The organism is Nonomuraea sp. B19D2 (genome assembly GCF_040137845.1).
Classification (GTDB): domain Bacteria; phylum Actinomycetota; class Actinomycetes; order Streptosporangiales; family Streptosporangiaceae; genus Nonomuraea.
In genome coordinates this window covers 76,104-102,680 of sequence record NZ_JBEFAK010000038.1, presented here as the reverse complement: position 1 = coordinate 102,680, position 26,577 = coordinate 76,104, and the positions used below count along the sequence as shown (strand labels likewise).

The following is a 26,577-nucleotide window of genomic DNA, read 5'->3' as shown; positions in this document are numbered from 1 at the left end:
CGTACGCGGTGACAGGTGGACGGACGGCGCCGCGGGTCAAACTGGCGATGGAGGCCCTGGTGTCCTCGGCGACCGCCGAGCACCGGGAGTTCTCGCATATCACGCCGGAGTACCAGGCGATCAGCCAGCTGTGCCTGCAGGTCAGGTCGGTGGCCGAGGTCTCGGCGCTGTTGCGGATCCCGCTCGGTGTGGTTCGTGTTCTGATCGCGGATATGGCGGCAGAAGGCCTGGTTCGGGTGCATCAGCCGCAGCTGGACGAGGGCAGGCCTGACGTCAACCTGCTGGAAAGGGTGCTCAGTGGACTTCGCAGGCTCTAGCCCCGGTTTGACCTCGACGAAGATCGTCGTCGCCGGCGGATTCGGGGTGGGCAAGACGACGTTCGTCGGCGCGGTGTCGGAGATCATGCCGTTGACCACGGAGGCCGTCATGACCGACGCCTCCAAGGGCATCGACGACCTGGGCATGACGCCCCTGAAGTCGACCACGACCGTCGCCATGGACTTCGGCCGCGTCTCACTCGACCGCGACCTGATCCTCTACCTGTTCGGCACGCCCGGGCAGCACCGGTTCTGGTTCATGTGGGACGACCTGGTCCGCGGCGCCATCGGCGCGGTCGTGCTCGTGGACACCCGGCGCCTGGCGGACAGCTTCCCGGCGATCGACTACTTCGAGGAGGCCCAGCTGCCGTTCATCGTGGGGGTGAACGGCTGGGACGGCCAGTACGCCCATAGCGACGCCGAGGTGCGCGACGCGCTCACCCTGGCGCCGCACATCCCGATGGTGCGCCTGGACGCCAGGTCGAAGGACTCGGTCAAGGCGGCGCTGATCAACCTCGTCGAGCACGCGCTCACAGTCCGCATGGCCGTGCCAGGCTGGAGCGGCTAGAGGAGCGGATAGGCTGGAGTCTTAGACGTTCATTCGCTTCGAGGACTGGCCAACCACGTGTTCGAGACGCTTTCCGACCGGTTGACATCGGTCTTCTCCTCCCTCCGGTCCAAAGGCCGGCTGTCCGATGCCGACATCGACGCCACTACCCGCGAGATCCGCATCGCCCTGTTGGAGGCCGATGTCGCGCTCCCGGTGGTCAAGGCGTTCGTCGCCCAGGTCAAGGAGCGCGCCCGCGGAGCCGAGGTCTCCCAGGCGCTCAACCCGGCGCAGCAGGTCGTCAAGATCGTCAATGACGAGCTGATCGCGATCCTCGGCGGCGAGACCCGCAGGCTCCGCTTCGCCAAGACGCCGCCGAGCGTCATCATGCTCGCGGGTCTGCAGGGCTCGGGTAAGACGACGCTGGCGGGCAAGCTGGCCAAGTGGCTGCGCGAGCAGGGTCACGCGCCGCTGCTGGTCGCCGCCGACCTGCAGCGGCCCAACGCCGTCCAGCAGCTGCAGGTCGTGGGCGAGCGCGCCCAGGTCGCGGTCTACGCCCCGGAGCCGGGCAACGGCGTGGGCGACCCGATCGAGGTCGCCCGCAGGTCGGTCGACGAGGCCAAGCGCCTGCAGCACGACGTCGTCATCATCGACACCGCCGGCCGCCTGGGCATCGACCAGGAGATGATGAAGCAGGCCGCCGACATCCGCGACGCGGTCTCGCCCGACGAGGTCCTGTTCGTGGTCGACGCCATGATCGGTCAGGACGCCGTCACGACGGCGCAGGCGTTCATGGAGGGCGTCGGTTTCGACGGGGTCGTGCTGACCAAGCTCGACGGCGACGCCCGAGGCGGCGCCGCCCTCTCGGTCCGCCACATCACCGGCCGGCCGATCATGTTCGCCTCCACAGGCGAGAAGCTGGAAGACTTCGACGCCTTTCACCCCGACCGGATGGCCTCCCGCATCCTCGACATGGGTGACATCCTCACCCTGATCGAGCAGGCCCAGAAGACGTTCGACGAGGAGCAGGCCGCCAAGATGGCGACCAAGCTCACGTCGGGCGAGAACTTCACGCTCGAGGACTTCCTCGAGCAGATGATGATGGTCCAGAAGATGGGGCCGATCAAAAACCTGCTGGGCATGATGCCCGGCATGGGGCAGATGCGCGACCAGCTCAACTCCATCGACGACCGCGACCTTGACCGCATCGCCGCCATCATCCGCTCGATGACGCCCGCGGAGCGCCAGGACCCCAAGATCATCAACGGCTCGCGCCGCGCCCGCATCGCGGCCGGCTCCGGCGTCTCGGTCAGCGCCGTGAGCAACCTCGTCACCCGTTTCTTCGACGCGCAGAAGATGATGAAGCGGATGGCGGGCGGCATGGGCATTCCCGGCATGCCGGGTGGTCGTGGCAAGGCTGCCAAGACTCAGAAGAAGGCCAAGAAGGGGCGGCGCGTCAGCGGCGACCCGCGCAAGGCCGCGCTCGGCAAGGCCGCCGCCGATGGTCCCGCCGCCGACGGTCCCGCCGCCGGCGAGCCCAAGAAGGGCGGGGTGCTGGGCAATCTGGGCGGCAAGCTGCCGCCGGGCATGGAGCTGCCGCCGGGCTTCGACCCCTCCAAGCTCCGGCTGCCCGGCCAGAACTGACCACCGCCGGGACCCATGTCCCGGCGGCCCATTTTCCGGTGGGCCACTTTCCGGCGGGTCGTCTTCAGGCTGGCCCGCCTTGGGGCTGCCTTACCTCCGCGCTGGCCCACCTCCGCGCTGGCTCGTTTTCGCGCTGGCTCGCCTCCGCGGTGGCCTGCTTCCTGGCGGCCCACCGCCACACGGCCTTTTCGCGCAGGGGCCGCGCCTGGGTTGGGTGCTTCTGCGGCAGCCAAGCGGGCGGTGGCATGCCCGCAGTCCGGTGCTCACGTGGTGGTGTGCCGCGCGGATTGTTACGCCTGGTGGGGGTCAGTGTTCGCGTGGTGCGCCGCGTACGTTGCACGTTGACGGCACGCGTTCGCACAGGCCCCTCGCACGGGAGGTGGCCCGCCGCCCGGAGGAGTTCGGGCGCGGACGGCGCGGCGCGCCGTGGAGGGACGTCGCTGGCAGTGCCGTCGATCTGGCACAATGACATGTTGGAACACCGTGACCAGGCGGGTGCCCTCTCACGTCCCGCCGGACACGTTTGTCCCTGGAGCGTCGTCCCGTCGTGCCCCACTCGGCGAGATGCCGTTCACCCACGCTCGAATGCAGGAGAGACCACACCCGTGGCAGTCAAGATCAAGCTCAAGCGGCTCGGCATGATCCGCAACGCTCAATACCGTATCGTCGTCGCCGACAGCCGCACCAAGCGTGACGGCCGGGCGATCGAGGAGATCGGCCTGTACCACCCGAAGGAAAACCCTTCGCGCATCGAGGTCAACGCTGAGCGTGCGGCCTACTGGCTGGGTGTCGGCGCGCAGCCGACCGAGCCCGTGCTCAAGCTGCTCAAGCTCACCGGTGACTGGCAGAAGTTCAAGGGCGAGCCCGCCCCGGCGCCGCTGAAGGTCGCCGAGCCCGCGCCTGACCGTCACGCCCTCTACGAGGCCGCGGCCAAGGAGGCGCTGTCCGGTGGCGACACCGGCACGGCTGCCACCACGCCGAAGAAGGCCAAGAAGAAGGAAGAGGCCGAGGCCCCCGCCGAGACCCAGACCGAGGGCGAGGCCTGACGTGCTCGAGGAGGCTCTCGAGCACCTCGTTAAGGGCATCGTCGAACATCCAGACGATGTCCGGGTCCGCGCACGCCGCATTCGCAGCGGGCGCGTCCTGGAGGTCCGGGTGCACCCCGAGGACCTGGGCAAGGTCATCGGACGCGGCGGGCGCACCGCCAAGGCGCTGCGCACCGTTGTGAACGCCCTGGCCGACGGGAAGTACGTACGGGTCGATCTGCTCGACCTGCACGAAGCAGTCCGTTAGCGTCAGGTTTCCGCGCCCTCATCGGCTTTGCCGGCCGGTGGGGGCGCTTGCGTTAGGAGTTCATGTTGCAGCTGGTCGTCGGCCGGATCGGCCGTCCACACGGGGTACGCGGTGACGTGACCGTCGAGGTGCTCACCGACGATCCCGAGCTGCGCTTCGCCGTGGGCACGTCGGTCACGACGGATCCCCGCGACAGGGGGCCGCTCGTCGTCGCGGGCGGCCGCTGGCACAGGGGCATCCTGCTGCTGTCGTTCGAGGGCGTCGACGACCGCGACGCGGCCGAGGAGCTGCGGGGCACCATGCTGGTCATCGACTCGGCCGACGTGGCGCCGTCGGACGACCCCGACGAGTTCCACGATCACGAGCTCATCGGCCTGGCGGTGGAGACCGCCTCGGGGGAGCCCGTGGGCGAGGTCACCGACGTGCTGCACCACGGCCAGGATCTGCTGGTGGTGCGGAGGAGCGGGGCGGAGGAGGCGCTCATCCCGTTCGTGAAGGCGCTGGTGCCCGAGATCGACCTGGAGGCCGGCCGGCTGGTCGTCGATCCGCCAGAGGGCCTGCTGTGATGCGGCTCGACATCATCACGATCTTTCCCGAGTACTTCGCGCCGCTCGACGTCTCGCTGATCGGCAAGGCCCGCGAGCGCGGCACGCTCGACGTACGCGTACACCAGCTCCGAGACTGGGCCCACGACGTGCACAAGACCGTGGACGACACCCCTTACGGCGGGGGGCCCGGCATGGTCATGAAGCCCGAAGTGTGGGGCGAGGCCGTCGACTCCGTGATCGGGGACGGCGCGCCGCGGATGATCGTGCCGACGCCGAGCGGGCGGCCGTTCACCCAGGAGCTGGCGCAGGAGCTGGCGGGGGAGCCGTGGCTGCTGTTCGCGTGCGGGCGATACGAAGGCATCGACTCGCGTGTCATCGCCGAGTACGGCTCGCGGTTGCGCGTGGACGAGGTCAGCATCGGCGACTACGTGCTGGCCGGCGGCGAGGTGGCGGTGCTGGTCATGGTCGAGGCCATCGGCAGGCTGCTGCCCGGTGTGCTGGGCAACGCCCAGTCGGTCGTGGACGACTCCTTCGCGCCCGGTTCCATGAGGAATCTGGTGGAAGGTCCCGTCTACACGAAGCCGCCTGTCTGGCGGGGGCATGAGGTGCCCGATGTGCTGCTGTCCGGGCATCACGGAAAAATCGCCAGATGGCGGCGGGATCAGGCGCTGCGCCGTACCGTGCTGAACAGGCCCGAGCTGGCGGCGGCACTTGACCCCGAGACGCTCGACAAGCACGACAGGAAGCTCCTCGATGAGCTGTCGTTTCGCGTCGGGCCGGAAGATATGGCAAACTGAATCGCTGCCAACCGTCATTCGGTTGGTCCGTCATGCCCGGGAAACGGTCCCGGGCTCACCGCATCAGCAGGCGTGTCCGCCGCGAGCCACGGCCGGGTGGACCTCCGCGTGCTCACGAGGACTTGAGGACAGCTCTCATGCACACGAAGATCCAGGAGCTCGAGAAGGCGACCCTGCGCAGCGACGTGCCGGATTTCCGCCCCGGTGACACGCTCGAGGTTCATGTACGAGTCGTCGAAGGAAACCGCTCCCGTATCCAGGTCTTCAAGGGCTTCGTTCTGCGCAGGCAGGGCAGCGGCGCCCGCGAGACCTTCACGGTCCGCAAGGTAAGCTACGGCGTCGGCGTCGAGCGTACCTTCCCCGTGCACAGCCCGGTCATCGAGAAGATCGTGCTCGTGACCCGCGGCGACGTGCGTCGCGCCAAGCTCTACTACATGCGTGACCTGCGCGGCAAGGCCGCCCGCATCCGCGAGAAGCGCGAGACCACGGCCGCGAAGTAACCTGGTCTTTCCCGTGGCCCGCGCCCTTCGCGCGGGCCATTCGGCTTTACAGGGCCGTTTCCTTTATGTGGAGCGACTCGTGCGTGGGTGTAACGTCGGTCGAGGCTTGTCGAGCCGATGCATCATCTAGGCTCGTCAGCGATGACTAGCGAGAGCCAGGAGTACGGCGCGGCGCGCCGCCCTGTCGAGGACGAGGTGGACGTGGTCGCCGAAGAGACTCAGAAGCCAGCAAAAGATGGGAAAAAGGAGAAGAAGGGGTCGTTCTGGAAAGAGCTTCCCGTTCTTGTCGTCGTCGCACTGGTGCTGGCCCTGATCATCAAGACGTTTGTGGTCCAGGCCTTCTACATTCCGTCGGAGTCGATGGAAAACACCCTGCTCAAAAACGACAGGGTCCTGGTCAACAAGCTCGTCTACCACACCCGTGACATCGAGCGCGGCGACGTGGTGGTGTTCTCCGGCGTCGACTCCTGGGACGGCGAGTTCCAGATGGAGGAGCCGTCCAACCCGGTCGCGGGGTTCTTCCGGTGGGTCGGCACGGCGTTCGGGCTCGTGCCCGGCGAGAAGGACTACATCAAGCGGGTCATCGGCGTCGGGGGCGACCACGTCAAGTGCTGCGACTCCAAGGGACGCATCACGGTCAACGGCACGCCCATCGACGAGGAGAGCTATCTCTATCCGGGCAACGTGCCGTCCGACAGGTTCTTCAACATCACGGTGCCGGAAGGGCGGCTCTGGGTGATGGGCGACCACCGGTCGGTCTCGCTCGACTCCCGCTCCCATACCGGTGACGCGGGTGGGGGCTCCATTCCCGTAAGTCAGGTTGTCGGGCGCGCCTTCGTGATCGTCTGGCCGTTCAACCGGGCGTCCTCGATCGACATTCCCGATACGTTCGCGCAGCCCGCGCTCCAGGCGCTCGGCGGCTCCGTGCCGATGCTCGCCGGGTTCGGGCTGGCCGTACCCTTGGTTCTGGTTCGCCGCCGCTGGCGGGACAGGAGGCGTTGATGGCCGTCACCAAGAAGGCGGAGGGCGTGGGGAAAGAGAAGAAAAAGGGCGGCGGCTTCCGCGAGACTGTCCTGCTGTTGGTCCTGGGCGTGGGCATCGCGCTGCTGCTGCAGGCGTTCGTGGTCGGCTCGTTCTACATCCCGTCCGTGTCGATGGAGAACACCCTGCTGATCAACGACCGGGTCTTCGTCAACAAGCTCGCGGGCAAGCCCGACCGGGGCGACATCGTGGTGTTCAAGGGCTGGAACAACGGTGAGGACACCATCAAGCGGGTCATCGGCATCGGCGGCGACAAGGTGGTGTGCTGCGACTCCAAGAAGCGCATCACCGTCAACGGCACGCCGCTGGACGAGTCCTCCTACCTGTACCCAGGCGATTACGCTTCCGGCGATAAGTTCAACGTCACCGTGCCTGCAGGGAAGCTCTGGCTGATGGGGGACCACCGCAGCGCCTCGGCCGACTCGCGGGCCCACATGGAGGAGCCCGGAGGCGGGTTCATCTCGGAGAACGACGTGGTCGGCAAGGCCGTGGTGCGTTACTGGCCGCTGTCGCGTGGCTATCTCTTCTCCCGTCCTGACACCTTCGACAAGGTCAAGTAGCGGTCGCTTCCAGTCGCGGTTCGCGGCGTATGGGGCGTACGCTGCCTCTGTCATGACAGTTGCGTTCCGCCCTCGACCGAGCGTCGTCCGGCGCGATTCCGGGCTCTACGCCTATGAGCGGGCGCTCGCCCGCCGCGGCCTCACCCCCATCGCGGGCGTGGACGAGGCCGGCCGCGGCGCCTGCGCGGGGCCGCTCGTCGTCGCGGCCGTGGTCCTGCGCAGGCAGATCGACGGCCTCGGCGACTCGAAACTACTGGCCCCGGCGGTGCGCGAACGCCTCTACGACCAGATCGTCCGTTTCTCGCACGTCGGCATCGTGATCATCCCGCCGGGGGAGATCGACGCTAAAGGCCTTCACAAATGCAACGTCTCAGGAATGCGGCGAGCTGTCGCACAGTTGCCTTGTGATCCGGAGTACATCTTGACGGACGGCTTCCCGGTGCCGGGGCTGCCGGCGCCGTCGTTGGCCGTGTGGAAGGGGGATCAGGTGGCCGCGTGCGTGGCCGCCGCGTCGATCGTGGCCAAGGTGACTCGAGACCGCCTCATGGTCGCGCTCGACGAGCGTTACCCGCAGTACGGCTTCGCGGAGCACAAGGGGTATGTCACACCAGGACATCGGCTGGCGCTGGAAACGCACGGTCCGTGTCCTGATCACCGGTACTCCTTCGTCACGGTGGCGAGGGAGATGGGTGAAAATGAAATGGGGGCCGGGGTTGCCTGACCAGGCAAACCGGGGGACCGGTACGACAGGAGGACCGCGATGAGCGCAGAAGATCTCGAAAAGTACGAAACCGAGATGGAGCTGCAGCTTTACCGCGAATACCGAGATGTCGTCGGTTTGTTCACATACGTGGTGGAGACTGAGCGGCGGTTCTATCTGACCAACTCGGTCGATCTCGACGTCCGTACCGCGGAGAACGGCGACGTCTTCTTCGACGTGAAGATGCAGGACGCCTGGGTGTGGGACATGTATCGACCGGCGCGGTTCGTGAAGAACGTGCGGGTGGTCACGTTTAAGGATGTGAACGTGGAGGAGCTGGCCAAGGCGGACCTGGAGATGCCCAAGGAGGGGTTCTCGGGGTAACGGCCTGGGCCCGGCGGCCCCGCCCTGGGTAACGTCTCCACGCGCCCTCTTCCTACTTCCTTCGTACGGGCGCTGGCTCGTTCACGCGCGCGCCCGGTGCTCTCGGGGGTGGGTACCGGCCCTTTCGCAGGCTGCTCAGGGCCTCGCGCACCCGCTCGGAAGCGCCGCCGTGATGGTCCGCCACCGGCGCCGGCACCTGGTTCCGTGGCGGCGGCCCCTACGTGCCGCGCCTGAGCCGGCGTCGCGCACCGCATGCCCGAGCCAGGAACTCGCGCGCCCGAGCGCTCAATGCCCGCGACCCGGCGTGTCCGAGCGCTCAACAACGCCGGGACCCCGCTTGCCCGATCCGTCAACGCGCGGGACCCCGCATGCCCTTATGCGCACACCGCGCCCGAAAGCCAGAGATGCGCACATCAGGCGTGAGCCAGCGCCCTGCACGCCGCCTCTGCATCTGAACACCGGCAAGGGCCAGCACCACGGCCCCTTACGTCCGCCACATTCCGCTATATCCGCCATCCGCGAGCCGGCACCGTCAGCGCCCCCGTCACATGGCGCATGTCCCCAGGGCCCCTTGAGGCGCCATCCACAACCAAGGGGTAACCCAATCCCTTATCCCCAGAACGCCATTCGGCCCCTCCTTCACCGTTCCTCATCCGCGAAGGTCAGTGCCCGGACCACGAGCGGACCGACGGAGGTGGCACATGGCCGCGAAGCACGACCTAGAGCTCGGCAAACAAGGCGAACAGGTAGCCGTGACCTACCTGGAGGCCGAGGGGATGAAGATCATCGACCGTAATTGGCGCTGCCGCCACGGCGAGATCGACATCATCGCCGAAGACGGCCCCAACCTGGTCGTCGTCGAGGTCAAAACCCGATCCGGCAGATCCCACGGCACAGCCCTGGAGTCGGTGAGCCAGGCCAAGCTGGCTCGGCTCCGGATGCTCGCGGCCAGATGGCTGGCCACTCAGCCGCGCAGGTTCGACGCCGTACGAGTGGATGTGATCGCCCTCGAGCGCTTCGCCGGTGACTTCGCCCTCAACCACGTACGGGGGGCGATCTAGATGGCCGTGGCCCGCACCCGCAGCGTGGCCGTGATCGGAGTCACGGGCCGCACCGTCGAGGTCGAGGCCGACGTGGGCAACGGCCTGGCAGGCATCCACCTCATTGGCCTCCCCGACACGGCGCTCAGCGAAGCCCGCGACCGGGTCAGGTCCGCCACGGTCAACAGCAACTATCCCTGGCCCGACGCACGCATCATCGTCAGCCTCGTCCCAGCCAGCCTCCCCAAGCGAGGATCTCAGTTCGATCTGGCCGTAGCAGTGGCCATCCTGAGCGCCGCCGGAGTGATCCCCGCCGAACGCATCGCGGAGCTGTTCTTCCTGGGCGAGCTCGGTCTCGACGGCCGCATACGGCCCGTACGCGGCGTGCTGCCCTCCATTCTCGGGGCGGCCAAACACGGGGACGTCACGGTCGTCGTCCCCTCCGCGAACTCAACCGAGGCCGGCCTGGTGCCCAACGTGAAGGTGGTTCCAGTGGCGCACTTGCGCCAGCTCGTGGAATGGCTGCGCAAGGGAGAAGAGGCGCTGGAGCCCCGGGCCGAGGAGATCGCGGAGCCGCCCAGGTCCGCCGTCGACCCGGCAGTGGACCTGGCGGACGTGGTGGGCCAGCCGGTCGCCCGCCGGGCGCTCGAAGTATGCGCGGCAGGCGGCCACAACCTCTGGATGCTCGGCCCACCGGGCACCGGCAAGACCATGCTGGCCGAGCGTCTGCCCACCCTCCTGCCTGACCTGGAGCTCGACCATGCCCTGGAGGTCACGGCCATCCACTCGGTCGCAGGCGTCCTGCCGCCGAACGCACCCATGATGAGCAGACCCCCGTTCGTCGCCCCGCATCACACGGCGACGTCAGCCGCGATCATCGGCGGTGGCAGCGCGATCGTGCGTCCGGGGGCGGTCTCCCTTGCCCACAGGGGCGTCCTCTTCCTGGATGAGGCCCCGGAGTTCCCTCGCCACGTGCTCGACTCGCTGCGGCAGCCGCTGGAGTCCGGCCGCGTGACGGTCTCCAGATCGGCGGGCTCGGTCACGTTCCCGGCGAGGTTCATGCTGGTGCTGGCCGCCAACCCCTGCCCCTGCGCCCAGACGGAGGATCAGGGCGAGACCTGCAAGTGCACCCCCACGATCCGACGCCGCTACCTGGGCAGGCTCTCCGGCCCGCTCCTCGACCGCATCGACATGAAGGTCACCGTGGTCCGCTCGTCCAGACGCGAACTCCTGGCCGACCGCCAGTTCGTGGAGACGAGCAAGACGGTGGCCGAACGCGTGCTCGTGGCCCGCGAACGAGCCGCCAAACGTCTGGCTGGCACCCCTTGGCGTACGAACGCCGAAATCCCCTCGTCCCTCCTCCATTCCGACTACCGGCCATCCAGCGAGGCCATGAAGCCCATGACGTCCTGCCTGGACTCGGGCACCCTTACCGCCCGCGGCCTGGACCGGGTCGTACGCGTCGCCTGGACCCTCGCCGACCTGGCCGACAAAGACACTCCGGAGCAGGACGAAACCAACGCCGCCCTCGGCTTCTGGCTCGGAGTGCACTCGTGATGCCGACACCCATGGCCGCACGCAGAGCCTCAGAAACGACCCTCACCACCACCTCCAGCCCTGCACCCCTTTAGGAGCCCTCATGTCCGCCCCACCCCCAGAAGCACACGCGTCCCTCATACCTCCACCAGCCGCTGTTTCTGGGGCGACTGCGACAGCGGCCCTGCCCACCTCAACTCCGGACAACAGCGACAGCGGCACCCTTGCGGAAGGCGCCGTTGCGAGCGTTTCCCCAGCAGCCACCCCGACCTGGACGAGGCCCATCCCCGCCGCCGGCACCATCACTCATAGCGCCGCTTCGGGCGTCACCTCTAGCGCCGCTACCCCCGTCACCGAAACCGGCAGTCGCACCACGTCCGCCGTCGTCACAGACACCAGCACCGCCACCAGCATGTGGGCACACCCCGTCGCTGCCGCTGCGGCTGCCAGCGGCATAGGCGCGAACACCGCCACCGCCACTGCGAGCGGCATAGGTTCAGACTCCGCTACCCGAGTCCGGACCCAACCCCAACCACAAGCTCACCAGGCCAAATCCCAACCCCAAGCCCAACCCCAAGCCCAACCCCAACCCCAAAACCAACCCCAAGGGCAAGCCCAATCCCAGTCCCAATCCCAGAACCAGAACCAGAACCAGAACCAGAACCAGAACCAGACCGAGGCTGAGGCCAGAGCCGCTCTTATGAGGGCTGCCGACGTCGGGGACCCCATCATGGGCCGCCTGGTAATGCAGTACGGCGCCCCAGCGGCAGTGGAGGCGATTCGCGCACGCGCCCTGCCGCCCGAGTTCACAGCCCAGGAGGCCCAGCGAGCCCGCGAAGTCCAGCAAGACCGTGCACCCGACCTGGCTGCCCGCCTGAATGCCTGGCACGACCGCTTGGCCGCCGCCGATCCGGCAGCGGATCTAGAAGCCGGAGAGAAGTCCGGAGCCAGATTGATCATTCCCGGCAGCCCCGAGTGGCCCACCCAGCTAGACCAACTGGGCCCCGGCCGTCCCTTGGGCCTGTGGCTTCACGGTACGGCCGACCTCCGCTTCTCCTGCCTCAAATCCGTCGCGGTGGTGGGAGCCAGAGCCGCCACTTCGTACGGCACCCACATCGCTGCCGAGTTCGGTGTCGGTCTGAGCGAAGCAGGCTGGACCGTGGTGTCTGGAGGCGCTTTCGGCGTGGACGGCGCGGCCCACAGAGGCGCCCTGGCCGCCGGCTCGCCAACGGTGGTCGTCCTGGCCTGCGGCGTGGACGTCTGCTATCCGGCGGATCACGACACGTTGTTCGCCGCCGCCAGAGACCAGGGCGTCGTGGTCAGCGAGTGCCCGCCCGGTGTCCATCCCACCCGAGCCCGTTTCCTGATCAGAAACCGCCTGATAGCCGCCCTGTCGAGAGGCACGGTGGTGGTGGAAGCAGCCCTGCGCAGCGGGGCCCTCAACACAGCCGCCCACGCCCTGTCCCTCAACAGACACCTGGGCGCAGTCCCCGGCCCGATCACGTCAGGCGTGTCAGCGGGCTGCCACAAGCTCCTGCGCGAACGTAAGGCCGTATGCGTCACCTCGCCGGAGGAAATGATCGACCTCGTAGGCGTAATGGGCGACGACCTGGCACCTCAGAGCCGACCCCCGGCGGTCCCCAGAGACAAACTTAACGAGACCACCCGCAAGGTCCTGGACGCGATCCCTTCCCGAGGCGGCGCCGGCCCAGCGTCCATTGCGGTCGCCGCAGGCGTAAGCCTGGATGCCGCCCTGAGCGCCCTGGGCGGCCTAGCCGCCGCAGGCTACATAGAACGGACAACGAACGGCTGGCGCCTGCGCAGGCAAACGGCCTCCTACCGCAAAGCCCCAGATTCCGCCGTCCTCGAACCGCCGCCCATGCCAGCGCCCGACCCAACCGAAGAACCCCCGTTCCCCGACGACGACTTCCCGCGCCAGGCTCGCTCGAGGAGTGCGTTCGACGAGGGTTCCATGGGATGGCGTCCGGTCAAATCCGTAAGACCACCGGCCAGGTCCTGAGGGCGACCGGCCTGGCGCTACGCCATGGCGGCCAGGGCGGCGCGTTGGCGGCGGCGCCGTGGCGCGTCGGCGATGGCGCCGTACCACTCGCTCGGGTCGTCATGGAGTAGCGCCCAGTGCCTTCTTTGACGGTGAGCGCGGCTAGTGAGGTGGCGGTCGGTGGCGATTGCGAGGTCTCATTGGTAACTGACGAGATGGTGGTTCTTGAGTGATGGGGCTATCCGGGCGGTGGCGAGGTGGCTGTGAGCGGGAGCGCGAGCGCGGGGGGAGACGCCGGTATGGGGATGAATGGGGGTGTTGGTCGGGATGAAGTGGTGGCGGAGTTCGGTCGGCACCTGCGGTTTGAAAGGGACCTTTCATCGCACACCGTGCGTGCTTATCTGACTGATGTGAACTCGCTGCTTGATCACATGGATGGGCGGCTCGAGGAGCTGGACATCCGGGTGCTGCGAGAGTGGCTGGCGGAGCAGCACCGCGCAGGGAAGGCACGGGCTACTCTGGCGCGGCGGACTGCGTGCGTTCGTACCTTTACGGCTTACTGCCATCGCCGCGGCTGGCTGGCCGCGGATCCTGGCTTGCTGCTGGGAAGTGCCAAGGCGGCACGGCCGTTGCCTTCCGTGCTCGATCAGGATCAGGCGCAGGCCGTCCTCGAGGTCCCCTCGACGGAGGAGCCCAAGGAACTGCGGGACCAGGCAATTCTTGAGCTGCTGTACGCCACTGGCGTGCGAGTGAGTGAGTTGTGTGCGCTTGATGTCGATGATGTGGATCGGGATCGGCACGTCATCAAGGTGTTGGGTAAGGGGCGTAAGGAACGATCTGTGCCGTTTGGGTTGCCTGCTCTCCGGGCGGTGGACAGGTGGTGCATTCACGGTCGGCCGTTGTGGGTGCGGGCTCGGTCGGGTGCTGCGCTCTTCCTCGGGGTACGGGGCGGGCGGATCGACGCGGGGACCGTTCGGCGTGTGGTGCATGCGAGGTTGGCTCAGGTGGACGGGGTCCCGGACATGGGGCCGCATGGGCTGCGGCACAGCGCGGCGACCCACCTGCTCGAGGGCGGTGCGGATCTGCGGAGTGTCCAGGAGTTGCTTGGGCACGCGTCGCTGAACACCACGCAGATTTACACGCATGTCTCGATTGAGCGTCTGAGGGCGGCGTATCGGCAGGCGCATCCGAGGGCTTGATGGTAGGGACCGGGGTGATCGGGTGCGCTCCCGATCGATCTTCCGGCCCCCTGCCGGCTCTGTTGAATTTCCTCGATGCTGGTCGACCTCGTTGGGCCGCGTCTTGGAGTTGATGTTGATGCGAATGTTGCTCCTTGCTCTTGCTTGTTGCTGTTGCTGATCGGTGTTGGTGTTGGGCCCTGCGTTGATGGGACTGCTCGTCGTATGGGGCCTTTCCTCTCATCGCGATGACGGGTGCCGGTGCTTTCGGGGTCTTCTCCTGTGGCGACGTCTGCGGTGTTGGCCCCTGTGAGTGTGCTGGGTCGTCCGAGCACGTCCATGACGGCGTAGGGCTGTGATCAGGAGGGCCATCCCGAACAGTGCGCCCAGGCCGATGGCAGGTGCCGCGGGAGTCGAGGCTGAGCGGGTCAGCAAACCGAGTTTCGTGGCCTGAGGGGCGGCGGGCTTAGGCCGACGGTTTGAGGCGGTCGGCGTGGTGAAGTCCGGGATCGTCAGGGATGGTGGCTGCTCCTTTGGCGGGCCGTCGTAAGGGGGTGATGGTGCAGTGCTCGCAGTCAGGGCGGGCCAGGCTGGGGTGGTGCCGAGGGCTATGGGTTGCCTCGGTTGTAGAGGGCGAGTAGTTGGTTGGGATCTGGATTGTTGCTGGTTGAGGGGGTGGGTGATCTCGTTTCGGGCCGCCACCTGCCCGACAGTGCCCTCGTCTGGGGGCCCGAGGGCGTTGTTCATGGGCCAGTAGGGGAGGAGGCGGATGGGGGCGTGGCCTAGGAGCAGGAGGGGATCGAGGTAGTCGCTGCCGCGTCGGAGGCCCCAGTGCAGGCAGGACTCCTGGCAGTGGCCAGTCGAGGCTTCAATGACGCCAAGTCTGGCCCCTGAGGTGACGGGTTGGCCTCGGCGTACCGACGCTTCGACAGGGAGGTACGTCGTGCGCAGGCCGCCCTCGTGCTCGACGGTGACCACGCCCTTTCCTGCTACGGGGCCGGCGAAGCGGACCGTGCCCGGGCCCGCCGCCAGGACCGGGGTGGCGGTGGGAGCGGCCAGGTCGACGCCGCGGTGTCCGGCGAGCCATGGCTCCGGCGGTGGGGCGAAGCGGCGCAGGATGCGGGGATGTCCGTCCAACGGCCAGCGCCAGGTGGGCGGAGAGGCCCTTGCCGGGGTAGCCGGAAGCAAGATCATCGCGGCGGTGAAGAGCAGCGCGAGTGCCCTCAGGGCTCTTCTGGTCGGCTTGAGGAGACGGCGGACGGGCGGGGCTTCCGGTCTCGCTTTGCGGACGGAGTTCATGGCGCGAGTGTGGTTGATCGCGCCGGGGTGGCGGGGAAGCGAACGGGATTCTGTGGAGGACGTTGCGTTTTCCACAATCAGGGGGTTGACCTGGGGTTTTAGGGCTACGCTGCCCCGTGTTGACCCGGTTGGCCCGTGAGTGGCCCGTCATTTTCGTCTTCGCAGGTCAGGCCACTACCGTTGATCGTTTCGCCGGACAGGGCCGCCTCGATCTTCGCGTTCGCCGCCTCTTCGCCACCCTTGATCCAATGGGCGTAGGTGCTCAGCAGGGTTCGGATGGAGTGTCCCAGCCGCCGCGCGATCCCGGCAGGGTCCACGCCCGCCGCTATCAACATGCTGGCGTTGGCATGCCGCAGGTCATAGGGCCGTCTGGCCACGGCGGAGGCGTGCTCAGCGGGGCTCAGCGCGGCTTTGTGGGCACGTCGCCAGGCCGACTGATACACCGGACCGGGAACCTTGCCCTAGCCGGGGCCGTCGTAGAACAGCCGCCCGTCGGAGGCTGGAGGGAAGGTCAACAGGTGAAGGCGCAGGAGCTGAGGCTCGCTTGAGAGAGCTAGGCACCATCGCGCCATCGCTCACCGTTGAGGTTTACAGGTACAACATCTTCCCCGTCTGGCGGCTGATCATCTTGGATGAGATCCAGTACGTGTCAGCATTCGGCCAGAAGTGGGAGGGGCACGAATCCGCCGTTTACAAGATCGCACCTACTCCCCAAGGGGCTTTCCACCGAGGGTTTCGTCGTCTGTTCGAGCAAACTCGTCGCACCGCTCAACGCATCATCTGAAAGTGAGGACATCTGTGCGCATCGAAGCCGAGTTGAAGGCCCGACTCCGCGATCCTGACCTGGTTCGCGAGACACTGGATCATCAGGCCACGAGCGCAACCAGCATCTACCGCGACACCTACTACGACAGCTCGGACCGCTCCCTCACTGCCATCGGCCGTGAGTTGCGCGTCCGCACGGTGACCAGCAACGAGGGACGTCACGTTCTGCTGACCCATAAGTCACCCATGGTGGACGAGGCCAGCCATTCCAAACCCGAGGACGAGACGGAAGTCGCCGACGCGGAGGCGATCGACACCATCCTGAGGAGTCTTGGTTACAACCCGTACATCTCATTCGAGAAGCACTGCATCAATTGGCAGTTTCAAGCGAGGGGACGCGCCATGCTGGCAACCATGGTTACTGTCCCCGAACTGGACGGTACTTTCCTGGAGATCGAGACGATCGTTGATAGCCTCGATCAGCTTCCGGCCGCGCTTGAAGCGGTGAGATTGCAGATGTACGACCTCGGGATCACCGAAGACGATCTATCGACCATGGACTACACCGAAGCAGTCACAGAGCACCGCGACCACCAACGACTCACCAACCCATGAGGCTTACTTGCCCGCGCCATCCGCAGCTTGGTGCCTTAGCGGCCTTGCCTGGAAGTTTCTCGGGGGTGGACTTTCGGATCTGAGGTGGTCAGTCCGTGAGGGGTCACGTGGAGGTCGCAGACCAGATCGAGGGCTTCCTTCGGGGTGCCGGTGAACCAGGGGGTGGGTTGGTACGTGCCGTTGCTGGGGGCATGGATCGCCAGTCCCCAGTAGTGAGCCGAGCCGCTGTTAGCGCGAGCAATGATCGAAACCTGTGGATCTGACGGGAAGGGTGTACCTTCCGAGTCAGCTGATCAAGGTATCACCGCCTGCCCCAGCCACGCCCACCCGCGCCGCTCCGCTGCGCGGCAGCGCCGGATCCACCTCCGTCCAGGTCAGCGCGATCCCGAGGATCAGTGCGCTACCGATGATCCAGGTGACGATCTTGGTGGTGATTCAACTGCCCCCTGCGCTGATCAGACCGGGGAGAGCAAGGTGAACCCTGGTGGGAAGGCCGCGATACAAGGTGTCGATCCGCTCGTTCACGGTGCGCAGGTGCGGATGGAGACGAAGGTTGCCGCCGCCCTGGAGGACCAGGTCGAGGGCGTGGGTCCGGGCGTAGGACAGCACGCCGGAGAACTCCGCTGTGACCGTGGCCACGCTGCCGTCCACATGGGCGAGGCCTCGCAGGGTGGCGTAGATCCGCCGAAGCGCGTGCAGCGCTGCCGTCGCGGCGGGGCCTCGCCAGGCTTCGCGAATCTCCCTGGCCTGGTGGAACAGGGCGTAGGTCAGTGCGGCCAGATCGTCGGCGGACCGGTTCGCGGCGGCGACGACATCGGGAAGGTTCAGCGCTTCCGGCGCCGCACGCATCATCATTTCGCCGATCTCGTTGCTCTCCATGGCATCGACGTACGTTGGGGGGCGCGGCGGGCCGGGCTCTCTCGACCCCCGCGGGTAGACGCTACTCACCTTGAGGTTCGGCACCCTTTCGTCAGGTTCGAGGCCGGCGTACCGGTTCTCGGCCGCGCCTATCAGGGCCGCGGCCACCATGATCTCCGCACGCGTGTCGCTCAGGAACGTCCGCACCGCTGACCGCAGTTCGCTCACCCGCGTCATGAACGACGCCACCTCGTTCCACCCGAGGGGGGCCTCGCCGAGCGTGGGGAACTCTACCTCTGAGATCTGCTTGCCGATAGAGGCAAGCCGCCGCCCGGCGGCGCGCAGGTCGGCGTGCCGTACCTCAAAGCCGTCCGCTCGGTCCTCATCCAGGCCGGGCCACTCCCTGGGCAGGCGCGGTTCAGCGCTCCAATGCTTCCACTCGTCTTTACCGGGTGGGTCGAGCGTGACCGCGCTCGCGCGCCGGTCGCCCGGTGGCAAATACGCCGGGACGCGGAGCACCTGCCCGGTCCGGAGCCGATCCGGATGGTGGATCGCGTCCCGGTTGGCCTCGTAGATCCGCGTCCACTGCGCGGTGTCGCCGTACATCTGCCTGGCGATGCCCTCCAGCGTGCTCGCCTCATTCGGCCACGCCTCGACCCTGACGTTGCCTCCACCGCCCACTGGCCGACTCCTGAAATCGATAATCACTTTCGCCGATGGCGAGTTTATTCCGGTCCGGCGCAGCCGCACAATCTCGGTGGCGGCGCGCAGCAGGAGCCGTGCAATGGGCGCGGCCGGCACCCGCGGCCCGCGTGCGGCCCGCGTGCGGGCAGGTGCGGCGTTCCGCCCGCGGATACCCGCCTCACGGATGAGCCTGGCCACCGGTAACTCATGCCGAGCAGAGCTGGCCACAACTGACCGGGGGCGAATGTCCGCTTCCGTGGCCAGTTCGCCTACGTCGACGGCGAACTGGGCGACGGTGAGCGGCTGCCCTTGCTCCGCCTGTGCTACGGCGGATCGGCTCATAGGTGGGGCTCGGCGATCTACGTCGCCAGCAACGGGACGGACGAGGACCCGATCTGGTTCACCGGCGAGGTCGAGGACGTTTTCGACCTCGCCGGTGACTTGCACATCGCCAACGCTGACCTCTGATCACCAACCGCATCCCACCAGCCAGAAGTCAACCCCCGAAGAACTTCCAGCCAGCACCACTTAGCTCGGGCGTCATGATCTCCAGCACCTACGGTCGCCCTGCATCCGGCCGCGTGATGAGTTCCCCCAAAGCCCCTCAAAAGCTTTTTGGGAAACCCCTCGGGTTGGCCGCCGCTACGCGTGCCGAAGGCCCGCCAGGCTCGCCGTAGCTCCACATAGAAGGACCCGCCTCCGGCGGGGGTTCAGACTCCGGGATGGCGATGATCATCAGCGCGGAGTGGGCGGAGGTGCTGCGGGATCGCCTTCCCGCCTGCCGTCGCCCATGACATGCTTCCTAACGGTGGGCGACGACAGACGGGAAGACTAGAAGGCGGACCTTTGTCGCCGGGAAAATCCCTGCGTACGCCCCCGAGTGACCTGGCCCGTGTATGGCCCGCGAACGGTCAGCGACGCTGAGACTCAGTGAGACTCTGCGGGACATCCAGATTCCACCTCTCCCGTGTTTTCGCAGGTCAGACGGTCGTCAACCCCCTGACCAGGGCCGCAACGACCTCTTTCGAGAGTCCACAGGCGACCTATGTTCTTCTGTGGATGGAGTGAGGCGTGGCTGATCGCCTGTGGATAAAGTGGCTGGATGATGGCTTGGGCCTGGCGGAGAGCTGCGATGACGGGGCTGCCGGAGGCGGTGTCGTACGGGTCGGTGGCGGCTGTGAGAGTGACCTTGGCCGGGTGCGCAAGCGGCTGAGGTTGGCGGCTGATGCGGTCAGGGGATGGAACGGCGCCTGGAAGTGATCCAGAAGTCTATTTCTTGAGACAAGGTCGGGTTGGTGCCTGGCGTGGCGGTGGGCGCGGATCGTGGACGGCGCGGGCGTAGGGGAGACGTCCAGATCCAGATCGTGCTCAGTGCTATGCCTGCCGCGCAGATGAGGATCACCGGGCGTAGGCCCAGGAACTCGGCGAGAACGCCTCCGGCTATGCCGCCGAGGGCCAGAACGCCCTGCACGGCGAAGGTCATGGTGGCGTTCACTCGGCCACGGAGCTCTGGGGAGGTTTCGCGGAGGGTGATGGCGCCCATACAGGTGGCGAAGGCGACGACGATGGCGCCTATGACCGTTCCGGTCAGTGCGAGTAGCGCGAGTTTCCACCACAGAGGGCCGGTCAGCAGGCCTACCGCGAGGATTTCGATGGGGAAGAAGAGCACCGAGACGAGCAGGATGCGGTTCTCGCCGTAACGCTTGGACAGGCGGGCCGTTGCCCAGGCGCCCAGCAGGCCGCCGATGCCGCTCAAGGCGATGAGGACGCCTATCAGGGCCTTGGGGATGTTCAGCGTGTTGACCATGTAGAGCATGTAGACAGCTGTGTACGCCATCGCGAAGAAGTTGATCGTGACGCCCGCTCCCAGGAGGGCACGGAGCACGGGGTGGGTGACGCTGGTTCGCAGGCCTTCTATGACGTCGCGCCACATGCCTCGGGAGGTTGCCGGCTGATTCTGCTCCGGGGTCCGGATGGCGCGGAGTAAGAGGGCCGAGGTCAGGAAGGACAGCGCCTCAGCGAGCACGGCCAGCGGGGCGGCGAGGAACTGCACCAAGAGCCCCGCCAGACTGGGGCCGCTGACCGAGGCCACCGAGTAGGAGGCATGGAAGCCGGCCATCGCCTCAGTTCGCTGGGAAGGCGCGACGACTGCTGCGACATAAGGGAAGTTCGCTGCTTTGAAGAGCACTCCGGCCGAGCCGATCACCAGGGCTACGGCGATCAACCAGGCAACGTTGAGGAGGTCGAGGAGCCAGGCTACGGGGACTGTGACGGCGGCTGCGCCCGATACGAGCTCGCAGGCGATCATCACGGGGCGGTGCCGGGTGAGCCTGTCCGCGATGGCGCCTGACTGGAGACCGAACAGCAGGGCGGGCACCGACGCGGTGGCCGTCAGCAGTCCCATCTGGGAGGGGGAGGCGGTCAGCAGGGTGACCGCGGTCAGGGGGATGGCCAGCTTGGACACCTCTGAGCCGGTGACCGAGATGGTGCGGGTCGTCCAGAGGAGCCGGTAGTCGCGCTGCTTTCTGAGCGGGGGTGGTTCGGCCGCGCCTGTGTCGCTTATATCCGCTATGTCCGTGGTGGGGCGGTGGACGTCGGGGTTGTGATGGTTGGGCCTGTGGTCTTGGACAGTCGGGTTCCGCTCGGGGCAATTGTGGTCGGTGGTGGGATCGTCGTGCTGGTCGCGGCGATGTGTCTCGGAAGCGTGGCTCGGTTCATGGTCCCGTGTCTCGATGTCGTGGTTCCGTTCGTGGTGCCGTGTCTCGATGTCGTGGTTCGGCTGGCGGTGCTGCGTCTCAAGGTCGTGTTCTGGGGCGTTGCGGGGCGCGGTGAGGTTGCGGACGGGGCCATGGTCACGAGAGATGTGAAGGGAACGCTTCATAACTGTGAAGATATCCCTTCATAGTTATGAAAGCAATGCTTCAGGACTTCGGTCGGGGTACCCTTGGCCGCATGAGTGAGGGGCTCAGTGATCCCAAGGCAATGCGGGCGCTGGCCCATCCGGCGCGCTTGATGATCCTCAGCCGGCTGGGGGTCGAGGGGAGCGCCACCGCCACCGAAGTGGCGGAGATCGCGGGGATCACGCCCAGTGCCGCCAGCTACCACCTGCGCATGCTTGCCAAGTACGGGTTCGTTGAGGACGCGCCGCCGCGGGGCGACGGCAGGGAGCGGCTGTGGAAGACCGTGGACGCGCCGATCACCATCGGAGTCCTGCCCGGCGATCAGCCGGATGTGCGGGATGCCAAGGTGTCGTTGATGCTGGCGTTCCGCCGGGAGGCCAACGAAGCGGCGGATCGTGCGCTGGCCGAGGTCGAAAGGGAGTCGGCTGAGTGGCGGGATGTCACCCGGTTCAGCCGTATGCGGATCAGGGCCGACGCGGAAGAGCTGGCCCGGCTCAACGAGTCGATCGAGAAGCTGATCGAGCCGTACATCGCCGCCAAGCGTGACGAGAAGGCGGCGCCGAGCGGGGCCAGGGTCGCCGAAGTGCAGGTCAACCTCTTCCCAGTGGCGAAGAGGCCGGCGCAGGGGTTGCCTACCGAGGATCACGACGCGGCACGCTGAGCGGAAGTGGATGGACTGCGGCGTCTGCTGCCGGCGTGAAGGTTCGAGGGGTACGCGTCCCAGGCTGCTGGTCCGGATCCTTCCGTGGTACGCGGCTGTCGCTGTACGCGCGGTCTGATGCCGGGCCGGGAGGCGGCGTGGTCGGTAGGCGGGGAAGGGCGTCGGATTGGGATCCTGAGTGGTTCGCCGACTCGGTGTGGTGAGGGGTGGTGCTGTGGCGGAGGCGAGGTGTTCGCCCGGGGCCAGAGCGCGGCGTCGAACGGCACCGCCCCCTGCCCGCCAGAGCGATGAGCAGAGGCATCGGACCGTCCAGGCCGCAGCGGAAACCCGCGGGTGTGCGGGACCCCGCCCCCGCATCCCCGGACCACGGACACGATCTGCCGGCACCGGACGCGACACGAACGCGGGCGACCAGAACGCTCAACACCGTTCGGAGCGTTCGGCCGAGCATGCGCAACTCATGCTCAGCCCTCAGGAACGGTGAGAGATGTCTGTTTGACGGCTGACGGTCAGGCTGGGCTGGCGTGGGAGGTAGACTTTTCGGTGGCCTATGACCACAGGCCGACTTCGCATGCCTCATTGCGGACCGCGCCATCGGTCCGGGCTAAGGCCCGGCTGGCGAGGTTTCGGGGCATCAGGGCGGCAGACTACGCGCTGTCGCGGCACAACCGAGAACCGCGCCCATCCGCAGGGCGCCAAGACCTGGAGGACCAGCACATGGCCCCCGTCGTCACCATGCGACAGCTGCTCGAGAGCGGCGTTCACTTCGGTCACCAGACCCGGCGCTGGAACCCGAAGATGAAGCGGTTCATCTTCACCGAGCGCAACGGCATCTACATCATCGACCTGCAGAAGTCGCTCTCGTACATCGACCGCGCCTACGACTTCGTCAAGGAGACGGTCGCCCACGGCGGCACCATTCTGTTCATCGGCACCAAGAAGCAGGCTCAGGAGGCCATCTCCGAGCAGGCCGCCCGGGTCGGCATGCCGTACGTCAACCAGCGCTGGCTGGGCGGCATGCTCACCAACTTCTCCACCGTGCACAAGAGGCTCCAGCGGCTGAAGGAGCTCGAGGAGCTCGACTTCGACAACGTCGCGGGCTCGGGGCTCACCAAGAAGGAGCTCCTCATGCGCCGCCGCGAGAAGGACAAGCTCGAGCGCACGCTGGGCGGCATCCGTGACATGGGCCGCGTGCCCAGCGCGGTGTGGGTCGTCGACACCAAGAAGGAGCACATCGCGATCAGCGAGGCCAAGAAGCTTGGCATCCCTGTCGTCGCGATCCTCGACACCAACTGCGACCCCGACGAGGTCGACTACCCGATTCCGGGCAACGACGACGCCATCCGCGCCGTCGGCCTGCTGACCAGGGTCGTCGCCGACGGTGTCGCGGCCGGTCTGATGGCCCGCTCCGGTGCCGCCCGCGGTGACGAGAAGCCGGCCGCCGCCGAGCCGCTGGCCGAGTGGGAGCGCGAGCTGATCGAGCAGGGCACCGGCGAGGCCCAGGCCGCCGCCGAGGCGGAAGCGCCCGCTCCCGCGGCTGAGGCCCCGGCTGAGGCTGCTCCTGAGGCCGCCGCTGCTCCTGAGGCCGCCACTGCCGAGGGCGACGCCGAGCAGCAGGCCTGACGCCGAGGGCTTCGGTCCCAGGCATGCAGGTACGGGCCCGTGCCGGCCAGGTGAGTGAGTACTTCACCAGGTAGGGCGCGGGCCTCCCTCCCCGGCACGGCACGGCAAGATCGACGAACGGTCGGGCCGGAGTGCCGAGCCGGACCGGTGTCGCTGGACTCGGCTTGGAGTTCGAGCTGGGCCAGGGGCGTCGAGCCACCCTGGGCGCCGGGTTAGGCTGGGGCCGCGAGCCGTGCCAGGTCGGTGAGCCAGGCTGGGTCAGGCTGGCACCACGAGTCGGGCCAGGTTCAAGACAGACGCGAGCCGGGCCGCGCAGCCGGGTCGGGCGACTGGGCTCGGGTTGGGCGCGGTGGTCCGGGGTTGGGCTGCTGGGTTGGGCCGGGTGTAGCGGGCCGGGCGGGTGGCGTCGGTGCTAGGCGCTATCGGTCCGGGATGGTATGCCAGGGCGAGGCTGGGCAGTATGCCAGGCGAGCCGGGGCCCAGAAGCAAGACAAAGGCTGACGCAAGACAAAGGCTTCCGTACGGCAAGCGCCTGCCGTACCAGAACCAGGGTGGGCGACGGGACATCGGCGCCCACCCGATCCACGACGACGACGAAATCCCACAAGGAAAAGCAATGGCTTCCGTGAACATGGCCGATGTCAAGCGGCTTCGCGAGATCACCGCTGCCGGCATGATGGACTGCAAGAAGGCGCTTGAAGAGTCTGAGGGCGACTTCGACCGCGCGATCGAGCTGCTGCGCCTCAAGGGCGCCAAGGACGTGGGCAAGCGCGAGGCCCGTACCGCCTCCAACGGCCTCGTCGCGCTCAAGCAGGACGGTGACTCCGCCGCCGCGCTGCTCGAGCTCAACTGCGAGACCGACTTCGTGGCCAAGGGCGAGCGCTTCCAGGAGCTTGCCGGCCAGGTCGTCGCGCACATCCTCGAGACCAAGCCCGCCGACGTGGCGACGCTGCTCGAGTCGTCCTTCGACGGCAAGAGCGTCAAGGAGCACCTCGACACCGCCAACGCCGCGCTCGGCGAGAAGATCGAGATCCGCCGGTTCGCGGTGCTCGAGGGCGGCTACATCGGCTCCTACATGCACAAGACCGACCCGGCGCTGCCCCCGACGGTCGGCGTGCTGGTCCAGCTCGACAAGCCGAACGCCGAGGTCGCCAAGGACATCGCGCAGCACGCCGCCGCGATGGCCCCGCAGTACCTCAAGTCTGCCGCCGTTCCCGCCGAGGTCGTCGAGAAGGAGCGCAAGCTCTTCGAGGAGATGACCCGCGAGGAGGGCAAGCCCGAGGCCGCCATCGGCAAGATCGTCGAGGGCCGCGTGAACGGCTGGTACAAGGACTTCACGCTCCTCCAGCAGGCCTTTGTCAAGGACAACAAGAAGAGCGTGGGCAAGTACGCCGAGGAGAACGGCGTCGAGGTCCAGGCCTTTGTCCGCTTCAAGGTCGGTCAGGCTTAGGCTTAGTCAAGCCCACCAGCTAGGCACAGGCCCAGCAGCTGAGGCAAGAGACAGAGCCACAAGCCCCACCGCCCCACCGAACGAAGGAGGCCGCCGCCGTGCAGGACCACCGGGAGCCAGCCCACGAATCCACACGGACGGCGGCTTCCTCATCTCAAAACCCGCAAAGTCCACTGAGGTGGAAGCGGGTGATGCTGAAGCTGTCAGGAGAGGCGTTCGCCGGGAGCGAGCCGCTGGGCATCGATCCGGTGGTCGTCGATCACCTGGCTGATTCGATCACCGAGGCGGTCAAGGAGGGCGTGCAGGTCGCGGTAGTGGTCGGCGGCGGCAACATGTTCCGCGGCGCCACTCTGTCGCAGGGAGGCATCGACCGGGCCAGGGCCGACTACATGGGCATGCTCGGCACGGTCATCAACTGCCTCGCCCTCCAGGACTTCCTCGAACGGCGGGGCGTCGAGACACGCGTGCAGACCGCCATCACCATGCAGCAAGTAGCCGAGCCGTTCCTGCCGCGCCGCGCGATCAGGCACCTCGAGAAGGGCCGCGTGGTCATCTTCGGCGCCGGGCTCGGCTCGCCGTACTTCTCCACCGACACCGCGGCGTCCCAGCGAGCCCTGGAGATCGGCGCCGAGGCGCTGCTCAAGGGGACGCAGGTGGACGGGATCTACGACTCCGATCCACGGAAAAATCCGGATGCGGTCAGGTTCGACCATCTTGACTACGGCGAGGTGCTGCTCCGCGACCTCGCGGTCATGGACGCCACCGCGATCAGCCTGTGCAAGGACAACGACCTGCCGATCGTGGTCTTCGACCTCATGGGCGAGGGCAACATCCTGCGAGCGGTACGCGGTGAGAAAATCGGCACGCTGGTGAGTCCCACAGGCAAATGAGGGAGCGAGCCCGACACCGCCAGCTAGTAGACAGGGAGCCGCTGTGATCGACGAAACCCTCCTCGAAGCCGAGGAAAAAATGGACAAGGCCGTCTCGGTCGCGAAGGAGGACTTCGCGACCATCCGTACGGGCCGCGTCACCCCCTCGATGTTCAACAAGATCAACGCTGAGTACTACGGCACGCCGACGCCCATCCAGCAACTGGCGTCGTTCCATGTGCCGGAGGCGCGCATGGTTCTGATCCAGCCTTATGACAAGAGCTCGATGAGCGCCATTGAGAAGGCCATCCGCGACTCCGACCTCGGCGTCAATCCCACCGACGACGGTCAGGTGATCCGCGTGACGTTCCCGGAGCTGTCCGAGGAGCGGCGCAAGGAGTACATCAAGGTCGCCAGGAACAAGGGCGAGCACGCCAAGGTGTCGGTACGCAACATCCGCCGCTCCGCCAAGGAGATCCTCGACAAGATGATCAAGGATGGCGAGGCGGGCGAGGACGAGGTCAGGCGGGCGGAGAAGGAGCTCGACGACCTCACCCAGAAGCACGTCGCGAAGATCGATGAGCTGCTCAAGCACAAGGAAGCCGAGCTGCTCGAAGTCTGAGCGGCACACCGCAGGGCGGGCCGCGTTCAGCGGGGCGTCGCAGGTGGCGGTCTTTTTGCACCGACGGCGGGCCGCTGCAGGTAGCGGGCTTGCACCTGCGGTGGGTCGTCGTGGGTGGTGGCCCTTGTACCTGCGGCGGGCCGTCGT

29 protein-coding genes are annotated in these 26,577 nt (G+C 67.1%); 24 read left to right on the top strand and 5 right to left on the bottom strand.

What is annotated here, in order from left to right; translation table 11 throughout:
* From ABN273_RS44540 to ABN273_RS44475, 14 genes are all read left to right on the top strand, one after another.
* Positions 1 to 317: DUF742 domain-containing protein (locus ABN273_RS44540; RefSeq protein WP_349455623.1), on the top strand; the 317-nt coding region annotated here is incomplete at its 5' end.
* A 7-nt stretch (positions 318 to 324) separates the two neighbouring features.
* Entirely contained in the window at positions 325 to 885 is a 561-nt protein-coding gene (locus ABN273_RS44535) for a GTP-binding protein (protein ID WP_132637705.1), read from the top strand.
* A 57-nt stretch (positions 886 to 942) separates the two neighbouring features.
* Positions 943 to 2,508, top strand: a complete 1,566-nt coding sequence (ffh, locus tag ABN273_RS44530; protein ID WP_349455622.1) for a signal recognition particle protein — start codon at positions 943 to 945, stop codon at positions 2,506 to 2,508.
* A 605-nt stretch (positions 2,509 to 3,113) separates the two neighbouring features.
* A complete protein-coding gene (gene rpsP, locus ABN273_RS44525) occupies positions 3,114 to 3,554 on the top strand; it encodes a 30S ribosomal protein S16 (RefSeq protein WP_349455621.1) in 441 nt (146 codons plus the stop codon).
* Position 3,555: 1 nt separating this feature from the next.
* Positions 3,556 to 3,801, top strand: a complete 246-nt coding sequence (locus ABN273_RS44520; protein WP_043634919.1) for an RNA-binding protein — start codon at positions 3,556 to 3,558, stop codon at positions 3,799 to 3,801.
* A gap of 65 nt (positions 3,802 to 3,866) precedes the next feature.
* Positions 3,867 to 4,367, top strand: coding sequence for a ribosome maturation factor RimM (rimM, locus tag ABN273_RS44515; protein ID WP_349455629.1), 501 nt, complete (start codon positions 3,867 to 3,869; stop codon positions 4,365 to 4,367).
* Positions 4,367 to 5,146: a tRNA (guanosine(37)-N1)-methyltransferase TrmD gene (gene trmD, locus ABN273_RS44510; RefSeq protein ID WP_349455620.1), complete on the top strand. Its 780-nt coding sequence runs from the start codon at positions 4,367 to 4,369 to the stop codon at positions 5,144 to 5,146. The genes rimM and trmD overlap by 1 nt, the downstream gene beginning before the upstream one ends.
* 137 nt (positions 5,147 to 5,283) lie before the next feature.
* Positions 5,284 to 5,646, top strand: a complete 363-nt coding sequence (gene rplS / locus ABN273_RS44505) for a 50S ribosomal protein L19 (RefSeq protein ID WP_043634900.1) — start codon at positions 5,284 to 5,286, stop codon at positions 5,644 to 5,646.
* A 141-nt stretch (positions 5,647 to 5,787) separates the two neighbouring features.
* On the top strand, positions 5,788 to 6,648 hold the full coding sequence (gene lepB / locus ABN273_RS44500) for a signal peptidase I (RefSeq protein ID WP_349455619.1): 861 nt from the start codon (positions 5,788 to 5,790) through the stop codon (positions 6,646 to 6,648).
* Positions 6,648 to 7,247 (top strand): signal peptidase I, encoded by a 600-nt coding sequence (lepB, locus tag ABN273_RS44495; protein ID WP_349455618.1) that lies wholly within the window; start codon positions 6,648 to 6,650, stop codon positions 7,245 to 7,247. The genes lepB (ABN273_RS44500) and lepB (ABN273_RS44495) overlap by 1 nt, the downstream gene beginning before the upstream one ends.
* Before the next feature lie 52 nt (positions 7,248 to 7,299).
* Positions 7,300 to 7,968, top strand: a complete 669-nt coding sequence (locus ABN273_RS44490) for a ribonuclease HII (RefSeq protein WP_349455617.1) — start codon at positions 7,300 to 7,302, stop codon at positions 7,966 to 7,968.
* 39 nt (positions 7,969 to 8,007) lie between these two features.
* A complete protein-coding gene (locus ABN273_RS44485; RefSeq protein ID WP_026215037.1) occupies positions 8,008 to 8,331 on the top strand; it encodes a DUF2469 domain-containing protein in 324 nt (107 codons plus the stop codon).
* A 701-nt stretch (positions 8,332 to 9,032) separates the two neighbouring features.
* Positions 9,033 to 9,392 carry a YraN family protein gene (locus tag ABN273_RS44480; RefSeq protein ID WP_349455616.1) on the top strand — a complete coding sequence of 120 codons (360 nt, stop codon included), beginning with the start codon at positions 9,033 to 9,035 and terminating at the stop codon, positions 9,390 to 9,392.
* Entirely contained in the window at positions 9,393 to 10,928 is a 1,536-nt protein-coding gene (locus tag ABN273_RS44475; protein ID WP_349455615.1) for a YifB family Mg chelatase-like AAA ATPase, read from the top strand.
* Between the two features lie 285 nt (positions 10,929 to 11,213).
* Here the strand turns inward: ABN273_RS44475 and ABN273_RS44470 are convergent, their stop codons facing one another.
* The gene (locus ABN273_RS44470; protein WP_349455614.1) at positions 11,214 to 11,399 is read right to left on the bottom strand and encodes a hypothetical protein; all 186 of its coding nucleotides are present in this window, start codon (positions 11,397 to 11,399) and stop codon (positions 11,214 to 11,216) included.
* 253 nt (positions 11,400 to 11,652) lie between these two features.
* Here ABN273_RS44470 and dprA point away from each other — a divergent pair, with 253 nt between their 5' ends.
* Positions 11,653 to 12,927: a DNA-processing protein DprA gene (gene dprA / locus ABN273_RS44465; protein WP_349455613.1), complete on the top strand. Its 1,275-nt coding sequence runs from the start codon at positions 11,653 to 11,655 to the stop codon at positions 12,925 to 12,927.
* 314 nt (positions 12,928 to 13,241) lie between these two features.
* The gene (locus ABN273_RS44460; protein ID WP_349455612.1) at positions 13,242 to 14,105 is read left to right on the top strand and encodes a tyrosine recombinase XerC; all 864 of its coding nucleotides are present in this window, start codon (positions 13,242 to 13,244) and stop codon (positions 14,103 to 14,105) included.
* 219 nt (positions 14,106 to 14,324) lie between these two features.
* Here the strand turns inward: ABN273_RS44460 and ABN273_RS44455 are convergent, their stop codons facing one another.
* Both ABN273_RS44455 and ABN273_RS44450 read right to left on the bottom strand, forming a co-directional pair.
* Positions 14,325 to 15,278: a M23 family metallopeptidase gene (locus ABN273_RS44455; RefSeq protein WP_349455628.1), complete on the bottom strand. Its 954-nt coding sequence runs from the start codon at positions 15,276 to 15,278 to the stop codon at positions 14,325 to 14,327.
* Between the two features lie 209 nt (positions 15,279 to 15,487).
* Positions 15,488 to 15,826 (bottom strand): site-specific integrase, encoded by a 339-nt coding sequence (locus ABN273_RS44450; protein ID WP_349455611.1) that lies wholly within the window; start codon positions 15,824 to 15,826, stop codon positions 15,488 to 15,490.
* 101 nt (positions 15,827 to 15,927) lie between these two features.
* Here ABN273_RS44450 and ABN273_RS44445 point away from each other — a divergent pair, with 101 nt between their 5' ends.
* Both ABN273_RS44445 and cyaB read left to right on the top strand, forming a co-directional pair.
* Entirely contained in the window at positions 15,928 to 16,167 is a 240-nt protein-coding gene (locus tag ABN273_RS44445; RefSeq protein ID WP_349455610.1) for a hypothetical protein, read from the top strand.
* 14 nt (positions 16,168 to 16,181) lie between these two features.
* A complete protein-coding gene (gene cyaB, locus ABN273_RS44440; RefSeq protein WP_349455609.1) occupies positions 16,182 to 16,763 on the top strand; it encodes a class IV adenylate cyclase in 582 nt (193 codons plus the stop codon).
* Positions 16,764 to 17,198: 435 nt separating this feature from the next.
* On the opposite strand, the gene ABN273_RS44435 is transcribed toward cyaB, so the two are convergent.
* Positions 17,199 to 18,302 carry a LysM peptidoglycan-binding domain-containing protein gene (locus ABN273_RS44435; protein WP_349455608.1) on the bottom strand — a complete coding sequence of 368 codons (1,104 nt, stop codon included), beginning with the start codon at positions 18,300 to 18,302 and terminating at the stop codon, positions 17,199 to 17,201.
* A gap of 312 nt (positions 18,303 to 18,614) precedes the next feature.
* Between ABN273_RS44435 and ABN273_RS44430 the strand changes: the two genes are divergently transcribed.
* On the top strand, positions 18,615 to 18,773 hold the full coding sequence (locus ABN273_RS44430; RefSeq protein WP_349455607.1) for a hypothetical protein: 159 nt from the start codon (positions 18,615 to 18,617) through the stop codon (positions 18,771 to 18,773).
* A 763-nt stretch (positions 18,774 to 19,536) separates the two neighbouring features.
* Here ABN273_RS44430 and ABN273_RS44425 read toward each other — a convergent pair.
* The gene (locus ABN273_RS44425; protein ID WP_349455606.1) at positions 19,537 to 21,186 is read right to left on the bottom strand and encodes an MFS transporter; all 1,650 of its coding nucleotides are present in this window, start codon (positions 21,184 to 21,186) and stop codon (positions 19,537 to 19,539) included.
* Between the two features lie 71 nt (positions 21,187 to 21,257).
* On the opposite strand from ABN273_RS44425, the gene ABN273_RS44420 reads away from it, so the two are divergent.
* The 5 genes from ABN273_RS44420 to frr all read left to right on the top strand — a co-directional run bounded on the left by ABN273_RS44420 (position 21,258) and on the right by frr (position 26,430).
* Complete coding sequence (locus ABN273_RS44420; protein ID WP_349455605.1) at positions 21,258 to 21,866, top strand: helix-turn-helix domain-containing protein; 609 nt, start codon at positions 21,258 to 21,260, stop codon at positions 21,864 to 21,866.
* Positions 21,867 to 22,583: 717 nt separating this feature from the next.
* Entirely contained in the window at positions 22,584 to 23,489 is a 906-nt protein-coding gene (gene rpsB, locus ABN273_RS44415) for a 30S ribosomal protein S2 (protein ID WP_349455604.1), read from the top strand.
* Positions 23,490 to 24,105: 616 nt separating this feature from the next.
* Entirely contained in the window at positions 24,106 to 24,939 is an 834-nt protein-coding gene (tsf, locus tag ABN273_RS44410) for a translation elongation factor Ts (RefSeq protein ID WP_349455603.1), read from the top strand.
* Between the two features lie 191 nt (positions 24,940 to 25,130).
* Positions 25,131 to 25,829: a UMP kinase gene (pyrH, locus tag ABN273_RS44405; RefSeq protein WP_349455627.1), complete on the top strand. Its 699-nt coding sequence runs from the start codon at positions 25,131 to 25,133 to the stop codon at positions 25,827 to 25,829.
* A 43-nt stretch (positions 25,830 to 25,872) separates the two neighbouring features.
* Positions 25,873 to 26,430, top strand: coding sequence for a ribosome recycling factor (gene frr, locus ABN273_RS44400; RefSeq protein ID WP_349455602.1), 558 nt, complete (start codon positions 25,873 to 25,875; stop codon positions 26,428 to 26,430).
* The last annotated feature ends 147 nt before the right edge of the window (positions 26,431 to 26,577 follow it).

Bases quoted from the DNA above. Each gene is read 5' to 3' on its own strand.
- trmD (WP_349455620.1), top strand. From the start codon at position 4,367: ATGCGGCTCGACATCATCACGATCTTTCCCGAGTACTTCGCGCCGCTC.
- rplS (WP_043634900.1), top strand. From the start codon at position 5,284: ATGCACACGAAGATCCAGGAGCTCGAGAAGGCGACCCTGCGCAGCGAC.
- lepB (WP_349455619.1), top strand. From the start codon at position 5,788: ATGACTAGCGAGAGCCAGGAGTACGGCGCGGCGCGCCGCCCTGTCGAG.
- lepB (WP_349455618.1), top strand. From the start codon at position 6,648: ATGGCCGTCACCAAGAAGGCGGAGGGCGTGGGGAAAGAGAAGAAAAAG.
- ABN273_RS44490 (WP_349455617.1), top strand. From the start codon at position 7,300: ATGACAGTTGCGTTCCGCCCTCGACCGAGCGTCGTCCGGCGCGATTCC.
- ABN273_RS44485 (WP_026215037.1), top strand. From the start codon at position 8,008: ATGAGCGCAGAAGATCTCGAAAAGTACGAAACCGAGATGGAGCTGCAG.
- ABN273_RS44480 (WP_349455616.1), top strand. From the start codon at position 9,033: ATGGCCGCGAAGCACGACCTAGAGCTCGGCAAACAAGGCGAACAGGTA.
- ABN273_RS44475 (WP_349455615.1), top strand. From the start codon at position 9,393: ATGGCCGTGGCCCGCACCCGCAGCGTGGCCGTGATCGGAGTCACGGGC.
- ABN273_RS44470 (WP_349455614.1), bottom strand. From the start codon at position 11,399: ATGCCGCTCGCAGTGGCGGTGGCGGTGTTCGCGCCTATGCCGCTGGCA.
- dprA (WP_349455613.1), top strand. From the start codon at position 11,653: ATGCAGTACGGCGCCCCAGCGGCAGTGGAGGCGATTCGCGCACGCGCC.
- ABN273_RS44455 (WP_349455628.1), bottom strand. From the start codon at position 15,278: ATGATCTTGCTTCCGGCTACCCCGGCAAGGGCCTCTCCGCCCACCTGG.
- ABN273_RS44425 (WP_349455606.1), bottom strand. From the start codon at position 21,186: ATGAAGCGTTCCCTTCACATCTCTCGTGACCATGGCCCCGTCCGCAAC.
- ABN273_RS44420 (WP_349455605.1), top strand. From the start codon at position 21,258: ATGAGTGAGGGGCTCAGTGATCCCAAGGCAATGCGGGCGCTGGCCCAT.
- rpsB (WP_349455604.1), top strand. From the start codon at position 22,584: ATGGCCCCCGTCGTCACCATGCGACAGCTGCTCGAGAGCGGCGTTCAC.
- tsf (WP_349455603.1), top strand. From the start codon at position 24,106: ATGGCTTCCGTGAACATGGCCGATGTCAAGCGGCTTCGCGAGATCACC.
- pyrH (WP_349455627.1), top strand. From the start codon at position 25,131: ATGCTGAAGCTGTCAGGAGAGGCGTTCGCCGGGAGCGAGCCGCTGGGC.